This is a genomic window from Enterobacter cloacae complex sp. IR5422 (genome assembly GCF_049238165.1).
In the GTDB taxonomy this organism is placed as follows: Bacteria; Pseudomonadota; Gammaproteobacteria; order Enterobacterales; family Enterobacteriaceae; genus Enterobacter; species Enterobacter roggenkampii.
The window spans coordinates 1-8,072 of the sequence record NZ_JBMKHT010000082.1; the positions used below are offsets into that span (position 1 = coordinate 1).

At 56.8% G+C, this 8,072-nt stretch carries 8 protein-coding genes; 4 read left to right on the top strand and 4 right to left on the bottom strand.

Going from position 1 to position 8,072, the window contains the following annotated elements; translation table 11 throughout:
- Positions 1-257: 257 nt before the first annotated feature.
- Positions 258-917, top strand: coding sequence for an O-methyltransferase (locus tag ACOTXT_RS21745; RefSeq protein ID WP_008502311.1), 660 nt, complete (start codon positions 258-260; stop codon positions 915-917).
- 82 nt (positions 918-999) lie between these two features.
- On the opposite strand, the gene hrpA is transcribed toward ACOTXT_RS21745, so the two are convergent.
- Positions 1,000-4,902 (bottom strand): ATP-dependent RNA helicase HrpA, encoded by a 3,903-nt coding sequence (hrpA, locus tag ACOTXT_RS21750; protein WP_055322244.1) that lies wholly within the window; start codon positions 4,900-4,902, stop codon positions 1,000-1,002.
- Positions 4,903-5,107: 205 nt separating this feature from the next.
- Between hrpA and azoR the strand changes: the two genes are divergently transcribed.
- Positions 5,108-5,713: an FMN-dependent NADH-azoreductase gene (azoR, locus tag ACOTXT_RS21755; protein ID WP_008502313.1), complete on the top strand. Its 606-nt coding sequence runs from the start codon at positions 5,108-5,110 to the stop codon at positions 5,711-5,713.
- Between the two features lie 90 nt (positions 5,714-5,803).
- Positions 5,804-6,490 (top strand): RluA family pseudouridine synthase, encoded by a 687-nt coding sequence (locus ACOTXT_RS21760; protein ID WP_032674740.1) that lies wholly within the window; start codon positions 5,804-5,806, stop codon positions 6,488-6,490.
- A 7-nt stretch (positions 6,491-6,497) separates the two neighbouring features.
- On the opposite strand, the gene ACOTXT_RS21765 is transcribed toward ACOTXT_RS21760, so the two are convergent.
- From ACOTXT_RS21765 to ACOTXT_RS21775, 3 genes are all read right to left on the bottom strand, one after another.
- The gene (locus tag ACOTXT_RS21765; RefSeq protein ID WP_021242569.1) at positions 6,498-7,037 is read right to left on the bottom strand and encodes a DUF2058 domain-containing protein; all 540 of its coding nucleotides are present in this window, start codon (positions 7,035-7,037) and stop codon (positions 6,498-6,500) included.
- 154 nt (positions 7,038-7,191) lie between these two features.
- Complete coding sequence (locus tag ACOTXT_RS21770; protein WP_159125116.1) at positions 7,192-7,683, bottom strand: Hcp family type VI secretion system effector; 492 nt, start codon at positions 7,681-7,683, stop codon at positions 7,192-7,194.
- A gap of 1 nt (position 7,684) precedes the next feature.
- Complete coding sequence (locus ACOTXT_RS21775; RefSeq protein ID WP_421625448.1) at positions 7,685-8,023, bottom strand: lipoprotein; 339 nt, start codon at positions 8,021-8,023, stop codon at positions 7,685-7,687.
- Between ACOTXT_RS21775 and ACOTXT_RS21780 the strand changes: the two genes are divergently transcribed.
- On the top strand, positions 8,003-8,072 hold a 70-nt coding region (locus tag ACOTXT_RS21780; protein ID WP_421625449.1), incomplete at its 3' end, for an IS1 family transposase. The two genes, ACOTXT_RS21775 and ACOTXT_RS21780, sit on opposite strands and share 21 nt — an antisense overlap.

Consider the following 8,072-nt stretch of genomic DNA (forward strand, 5'->3'; position numbering starts at 1 on the left):
GATAAAATCAAGGCGTTGCATAGGTCGGGTCTCAGTCCAGGGCATAGCGAGTCTCCTCTTCTATGCCAGTTATAACTGTTACCCATGTATCCGGTCTAAAGTGTTACCCATGTTTCCGGTTCATACCCTTCGCTTACCGGGCCTACATTTCGCCCCGTAGGCCGGGTAAGCGAAGCGCCACCCGGCGTTTATTCCTCAGCCCTGTAAGCCGGGTAAGGCGTAGCCGCCACCCGGCAATCCCCACAAGGAGTCAATCTATGCAACAACAGTGGTCTGCAGTTGATAATTTCATGATTTCTTCGCTTATTCCTGACGATGACGTACTGAATCAGGTGCTGGAAAACAACAAACGCGCCGGGCTGCCTGAACATGATGTCGCGGCCAATCAGGGGCAGCTGCTGGCGCTGTTCGTGCGCATGACGCAGGCAAGACGCATTCTTGAGATCGGGACGCTGGGTGCCTACAGCTCAATCTGGATGGCGCGCGCGCTGCCGCCGGACGGTAAGCTGATTACGCTTGAGGCCGATCCCACGCATGCCCGCGTTGCGCGCGAGAATATTCAGCTTGCGGGGTTAAACGAACGCATTGAATTAATTGAAGGCCCGGCGCTGAGCTCGCTGGAGAATTTCGGCGAGGTTCCGCCGTTCGACCTGATCTTTATTGATGCCGATAAGCCGAACAATCCCGGCTATCTGGAATGGGCGCTGCACTACTCCCGCCCCGGTACGGTAATTATCGGCGATAACGTGGTCCGTGATGGCGAAGTCATTAACGGTCAAAGCGACGACGCGCGCGTGCTGGGCGTGCGGCGTTTTATTGAAATGATGGGCGATAACCCGCGCTTAACCGCCACCGCGCTGCAAACGGTGGGGATTAAGGGATGGGATGGGTTTACGCTGGCAATTGTAGAACGATAACCAGCCGGGTGGCGGCTTTGCCTTACCCGACCTACATTTCGCACTCGTAGGCCCGGTAAGCGCAGCGCCACCGGGCAAGGATTTAACCGGAAATCTGCTCCATCGCCTGCAGAATACGCTTATCCGAAATCGGATACGGCGTACCGAGCTGCTGGGCAAAGAAGCTGACGCGCAGCTCCTCGATCATCCAGCGGATCGCCTGCACGTCTTCGTCGTCGCGGCGCGCGGGCGGCAGCTTGTTCAGCCACTGCTGCCACGCCTGCTGCACGCTCTCCACTTTCAGCATCTGCGCGCGATCGCGGTGCGGGTCGATAGCCATCTTCTCCAGCCGTTTTTCAATCGCCTGCAGATAGCGCAGCGTATCGCCGAGACGGTTGAAGCCGTTGCCGGTGACAAAGCCGCGGTAAACCAGCCCCGCCATCTGCGCCTTCACGTCCGACAGACCCAGCGCCATGGTCATATCCACGCGCCCTTTCAGACGCTTGTTGATGTTGAACACGGTGGTGAGGATCTGCTCGACCTGCTTGGCAATCTCCACCACGGTGTCGTTCAGCTCCGCGCGCACCTTTTCATGCAGCTGAGCAAAGCCCTCTTCCGTCCAGACCGGGCCGCCCGCCTCGTGAATGAGTTTGTCCACGCCGCAGGAGATGCAGTCGTCAATCAGATCCAGCACCTTGCCGTACGGGTTAAAGTAGAGCCCCAGCTTGGCCTTGTTCGGCAGCTTCTCGTGCAGATACTTGATCGGCGACGGGATGTTGAGCAGCAGCAGGCGACGCAGCCCGCGCCACATCATCTGCTGCTGTTCCTGCGGGTTATCAAACAGTTTGATCGCCACGCTGTCGCGCTCGTCCACCAGCGCAGGCCAGGCTTTCACCTTATAGTTACCGCGCTTCTGCTCGTAGCTTTCCGGAAGTTGGCCAAAGCTCCAGATGTGCAGCCCGCTCTGCTCGATGCCGTCGTCGGCCACCGCAGAAAGCGTCTCCTGGACTTTGCCTTTCAGCGCCTCTTTTAGCTCGCTCAGGGAACGCCCTTCCAGCAGCTTTTTGTTTTTATCGTCCACCACGCGGAAGGTGATTTTCAGGTGATCGGGCACCTGATCCCAGTTCCAGTCGTCGCGGTCGATGGTCGTTCCGGTCATGCGGCGGAACTCGCGCTCCAGCGCGTCCAGCAGCGGCAGCTCCAGCGGCGTGACGCGGCCCAAAAACGCTTCCGCATAGTTCGGCGCAGGCACAAAGTTGCGGCGCACCGGTTTCGGCAGGGATTTGATCAGCGCAATCACCAGCTCGCGGCGCAGGCCGGGGATTTGCCACTCGAAACCGCTCTCGTCGACCTGGTTTAACAGCGGCAGCGGAATGTGGACGGTCACGCCATCCGCGTCGGCCCCCGGCTCAAACTGATAGGTCAGCCGCAGCTTGAGGTTGCCCTGATGCCAGAAGTTCGGGTAGTCGAGCTTGCTGACCGACTCCGCCCCCTCTTTAATCAGCATGCTCTTTTCGAAGTTGAGCAGGTCCGGCGTCTCTTTGCTGGCCTTCTTCCACCAGCTGTCGAAGTGGCGGGCGGAAATCACATCGTGGCTGATGCGCTGGTCGTAAAACTCGAACAGCGCTTCATCGTCCACCAGAATGTCGCGGCGGCGGGACTTGTGCTCAAGTTCCTCCACTTCCGCGCGCAGCTTCAGGTTTTCGCGGAAGAAGGCGTGGCGCGTCTGCCAGTCTCCCTCCACCAGCGCGTGACGGATAAACAGCTCGCGGCACAGGGCCGGATCGATCTGGCTGTAGTTGACCTTGCGCGCGGCGACCACCGGCAGGCCGTAAACGGTCACTTTTTCGGTCGCCATTACCGCGCCCTGCGCGCGTTCCCAGTGCGGTTCACTGTACGAGCGTTTCAGCAAGTGCTGCGCCACCGGCTCCACCCATTCCGGATCGATACGGGCGGCAATGCGTCCCCACAGGCGGCTGGTTTCCACCAGCTCGGCGACCATGGTCCACTTCGGCGGCTTCTTGAACAGGCCAGAACCCGGGAAGATGGCGAAACGGGCGTTGCGCGCGCCGGTATACTCCTGCTTCTCGGCGTCCTTCATCCCAATGTGGGACAGCAGGCCGGTCAGCAGCGCGATATGAATTTCGCGATACTCCGCCGGTTCGCTGTTCACCGGAATGCCCAGCTCTTTCACCACCTGGCGAAGCTGGGTATAGATATCCTGCCACTCGCGCACGCGCAGGTAGTTGAGGAAATCCACCCGGCACTGGCGGCGGAACTGGTTCGAAGAGAGCGCCTTCTGCTGCTCGCCGAGGTAGTTCCACAGGTTCACGAAGGCGAGGAAATCGGACTCTTTGTCGTGGAAGCGACGGTGCTTTTCGTCCGAGGCCTGCTGTTTGTCCATCGGACGCTCGCGCGGATCCTGAATGGAGAGCGCCGAGGTAATGATCATCGCCTCGCGCACGCAGCCGTGCTTTTGCGCTTCCAGCACCATACGCGCCAGGCGCGGGTCGACCGGGAGCTGGCTGAGCTGGCGGCCCAGCGGCGTCAGCTTATAAACCGTCGCCTGCTCGTCGGTGGTGATCGCCCCGAGTTCTTCCAGCAGACGCACGCCGTCCTGAATGTTGCGTTTATCCGGCGCTTCGACGAACGGAAACGCCGCGATGTCGCCCAGCCCCAGCGCGGTCATCTGCAGGATAACGGACGCCAGGTTGGTGCGCAGAATTTCCGGGTCGGTAAACTCCGGGCGCGACAGGAAATCGTCTTCGGAATAGAGACGAATGCAGATCCCTTCCGACACGCGGCCGCAGCGGCCCTTACGCTGGTTAGCAGACGCCTGCGAAACGGGCTCAATCGGCAGCCGCTGGACCTTGGTGCGGTAGCTGTAGCGGCTGATGCGCGCCGTACCCGGGTCGATCACGTATTTAATGCCCGGCACGGTGAGCGAGGTTTCCGCCACGTTGGTCGCCAGGACGATGCGGCGTCCGCTGTGCGGCTGGAAGACGCGGTTCTGTTCGCTGTTGGACAGGCGGGCATACAGCGGCAGGATCTCGGTGTGGCGCAGGTCGCGCTTGCTGAGCGCGTCGGCGGTATCGCGGATTTCGCGTTCGCCGCTCATGAAGATCAGGATGTCGCCCGCGCTTTCGTTACCCAGCTCGTCAACGGCATCGAAGATGGCCTGCAGCTGGTCGCGCTCGGTATCATCCGCCTCTTCCACAATCGGGCGATAGCGCACTTCAACCGGATACGTCCGCCCAGACACCTCAATAATCGGCGCATTGTTGAAGTGCTTCGAGAAGCGTTCCGGGTCGATGGTCGCGGAGGTGATGATCACTTTCAGATCCGGGCGACGCGGCAGCAGCTCTTTCAGGTAGCCGAGCAGGAAGTCGATGTTCAGGCTGCGCTCGTGCGCTTCATCGATGATGATGGTGTCGTACTGCATCAGCAGGCGATCCTGCTGAATTTCCGCCAGCAGAATACCGTCGGTCATCAGCTTGACCATGGTGTTATCGCTCACGTGGTCGCTGAAGCGCACCTTGTAGCCGATGCAGCCGCCCGGCTCCGTCTGCAGCTCTTCGGCAATACGGTTGGCGACGGTGCGCGCCGCCAGACGACGCGGCTGGGTATGGCCAATCAGGCCTTTTATCCCGCGGCCCAGCTCCATACAGATTTTCGGCAGCTGGGTGGTTTTCCCCGAACCGGTTTCACCCGCGACAATCACCACCTGGTGGTCGCGTACGGCCTCAAGAATGTCCTGTTTCTTCTGGCTGACGGGCAGGTTTTCCGGGTAGGTAATTGCCGGGCGCGCAGCTTCGCGCAGCACAACCTTCCCTGCCGCCTGTTCAATCTCTTTCGCCATCTCCTGGTAAATGGCCTGTTGAGCATCAGGATTTTTAACCTTCTTGACGCCGTGCAGACGGCGGGCGAAGCGCTGTTTATCACGCAGCGTCAGAGAATCGAGCTGTTGCAGGAGCATCGGGAAGGTGAATTTTTGTTGTTCTGTCATAGCGTTAAAGGGCAGTACACGCCCTGATAAACTCTCTTTTTAATGATTGCTATAGAGTACCACACTGACGCCTTTCGTGCCTTATTCAAAAAATTCGAACATAGGCTTCGATATATTGCGCTATCTCTGTGGCAGGATTGTGAATAGAGTGTCAACAAGCAACGGGGCAACCCCCTTCAATCAAATGCAACAACAGGAATCACCCATGAGCAAAGTATTAGTTTTGAAATCCAGCATTCTGGCAGGGTACTCTCAGTCTGGTCAGCTGTCTGATTACTTCGTTGAACAGTGGCGTGAACAGCATTCTGCTGACGAAATCACCGTGCGTGACCTGGCTGCAAACCCCATTCCTGTGCTCGATGGCGAGCTGGTTGGCGCGCTGCGCCCAAGCGATGCACCGCTGAGCCCGCGTCAGCAGGAAGCGCTGGCCCTGTCCGACGAGCTGATTGCTGAGCTGCAGGCGCATGACGTTATCGTCATCAACGCCCCAATGTACAACTTCAACATCCCAACCCAGCTGAAGAACTACTTCGACCTGGTGGCGCGCGCTGGCGTAACCTTCCGTTACACCGAGAACGGCCCGGAAGGTCTGGTGAAAGGCAAGCGTGCGATCGTACTGACCAGCCGTGGCGGTATCCATAAAGACACCCCAACCGACCTGGTTGCGCCGTACCTGAGCCTGTTCCTGGGCTTCATCGGCATCACTGACGTGAACTTCGTGTTCGCGGAAGGTATCGCTTACGGTCCTGAAGTGGCGACCAAAGCGCAGACCGACGCGAAAGCCGCCATCGACAGCCTGGTTGCAGCGTAAGACTTCACCCTCTCACCGCCCGGTGGGAGGGTTTTTCTTTTCCCCCGCATTTCGCTATCATCCGCTCCCACTCTCCAGCCGGGCGGCCTGATGTCTGCGATCATTGATTCTTTTATTGCCCCACCGTGTCACGATGACATTCAAATCCTCTGGCAGGATGAACATCTGCTGCTGATCGATAAGCCTTCCGGCCTGCTCAGCCTCTCGGGCAAAAATCCGCAAAACCTTGATTCCGTCCATTATCGTCTGGTTCAGACGTTCCCGGGCTGCACGCTGGTGCACCGTCTGGATTTTGGTACGTCCGGGCTGATGGTGGTTGCGCGCAATAAGGCCATCAACGCGGCACTGTGCCAGCAGTTTAGCCAGCGCAGCGTGGAGAAAGTCTACAGCGCCCTGCTTTGCGGCCACGTGGAAAATGATGAAGGGGTCATTGATGCGCCGATTGCCAAAGACCCGGCGCTGTTCCCGCTGATGTCGATCTGCGCCATTACCGGTAAACCCGCCCGCTCCCGCTACCAGGTTGTGGAACGGTTTTATCAGGGGGCGGGATTACCGTTAACGCGAGTGAAACTGATCCCGGAGACCGGGCGAACCCATCAGCTGCGCATTCACTGCCAGCAGCTGGGACACCCGATTCTGGGCTGCGATCTGTATGGCGGTCTTGACGTGCCGGGTGCTGAAGACGCGCCCCGGCTGATGCTGCATGCCTGCGAGCTGAATTTTATTCATCCCGTGAGCGGCGAGCCGGTTAACGCCCGTCACGCCGCCCCGTTCTGAACGCGGTTTACCACATCAAATCGTCAGGGATTTTGAAGTCCGCGTACGGATCGTCTTCGTCCTGCTCTTCCTGGCTGAGCGCGCTGTTTAACACGATGCTGTCGGCATCGCGCTGGGCAATTTTATCGGCCACTACCGCCGGGATAATCGCGTATTCACAGTCGCCGCTGGCGTTGATGACCAAGCGGGCAATCGCCAGACGGCCGTTGATCAGCTGAGCCTGGGTTTGCTTGTCCACCTCGATTTTTTTGATCAGATTACCGTCGGTGAAGTTAAAGGTGATGTTGCCTTTCGCCACGGTGATGCGGTTCATCTCGATCAGCTGCTTCACCTGCGCCTTAAACTCTTTCGCCAGCACGGCCTGCTTCTGCTGCTCGCTCAGCAGCTTGTCACGCTCGATCTGGGCCTTCTTGTTCTCTTCTACCGCTTCCCGAGCCTCACGCGCCTGAACGCGTGATTTCTTTGCCGTGCGCTGCACTTTCGCCGCTTTCTTGCTGCTGACGAGGCCCGCTTTCAGCATCTGCTCTTGTAAGGTGAGTTTTGTCATGATTATTTCTAAACCGGTTGGAAATTTTGGGGATTATAGCGGGAATTGAGGAAAGAGTGCGACATTAGCAGATGAAACGTTACACATCCTGGCTGGGCGCCATATATCGCATCCAGGATCCTGATTGATAAAGATTAGCAGTAAAATCGTGACACTACGGTTTTTGTGATGCTGGTTTTGACCACGCATCACCATACTTAATCATGCCATCCAGGTAGTGCCATTCAATACTGTTGAAGCGTAACTTCAGGGTCTCGACCATGTTATGATGATTTGAACCAGGTATATATGTGTGATTGGCATTCACTGACATGATGACAACACTCTCCATGGATATCCGATAAACTTCACGTTCAATCCCTGCATCGTTTGTCTCATAGTAGCGAATGACCGCTTTTTGCAGACGTCTCCCGTCGCAAACATACACTGCGAACAGGGGTGAAAGTTTATCCAGCTGTTTGTGTATGATAAAAGGTTCGTGTTGTCTGGTACCCCCCATTCTACCGGTATGAGGATCGACTGGCTGGCTAATGCCGTAGCTGCTGCTCATGACTTCAACCGCACCCTCTCGACCTAACGCGAGACATTCTCCTTTTAACTGCATTCCGTTTTCATCATAAAGAAACAGGTATGCGGGTAATGACATGCTACTTTCTCCCTAAGTCGAGTATATTGCCTTGGTTATCGATTATAAAAGTATAATAAAAATTCTTTTTATTTAACGTATAATGTGCCCCATAGACAGTACCTTTAGTTAAGTTCACGTTAAAACATGTGTTCGGATATGATAATGCTAAAAAGTCTCCCTTTAATAACTCAGAATAATCTTTGCCGTTTGATGCCAGTACATAACGACTAAGGATATCTTTTTTATCGACTGTAAAGCATACCAGACCATCATAAACGTAGGTGATGCCTCTAATTGGTTGAATCTGATGTATAATGCGGGCTTTTGAGGTTCTCTCATGCCCAGCGTTAACGTCCATTGTCCCCGTTGTCAGTCTCCTCAGGTTTACCGCCATGGTCAGAACCCTA

Coding starts and splice junctions, on each gene's coding strand:
- ACOTXT_RS21745 (WP_008502311.1), top strand. CDS start 258: ATGCAACAACAGTGGTCTGCAGTTGATAATTTCATGATTTCTTCGCTT.
- hrpA (WP_055322244.1), bottom strand. CDS start 4,902: ATGACAGAACAACAAAAATTCACCTTCCCGATGCTCCTGCAACAGCTC.
- azoR (WP_008502313.1), top strand. CDS start 5,108: ATGAGCAAAGTATTAGTTTTGAAATCCAGCATTCTGGCAGGGTACTCT.
- ACOTXT_RS21760 (WP_032674740.1), top strand. CDS start 5,804: ATGTCTGCGATCATTGATTCTTTTATTGCCCCACCGTGTCACGATGAC.
- ACOTXT_RS21765 (WP_021242569.1), bottom strand. CDS start 7,037: ATGACAAAACTCACCTTACAAGAGCAGATGCTGAAAGCGGGCCTCGTC.
- ACOTXT_RS21770 (WP_159125116.1), bottom strand. CDS start 7,683: ATGTCATTACCCGCATACCTGTTTCTTTATGATGAAAACGGAATGCAG.
- ACOTXT_RS21775 (WP_421625448.1), bottom strand. CDS start 8,023: ATGGACGTTAACGCTGGGCATGAGAGAACCTCAAAAGCCCGCATTATA.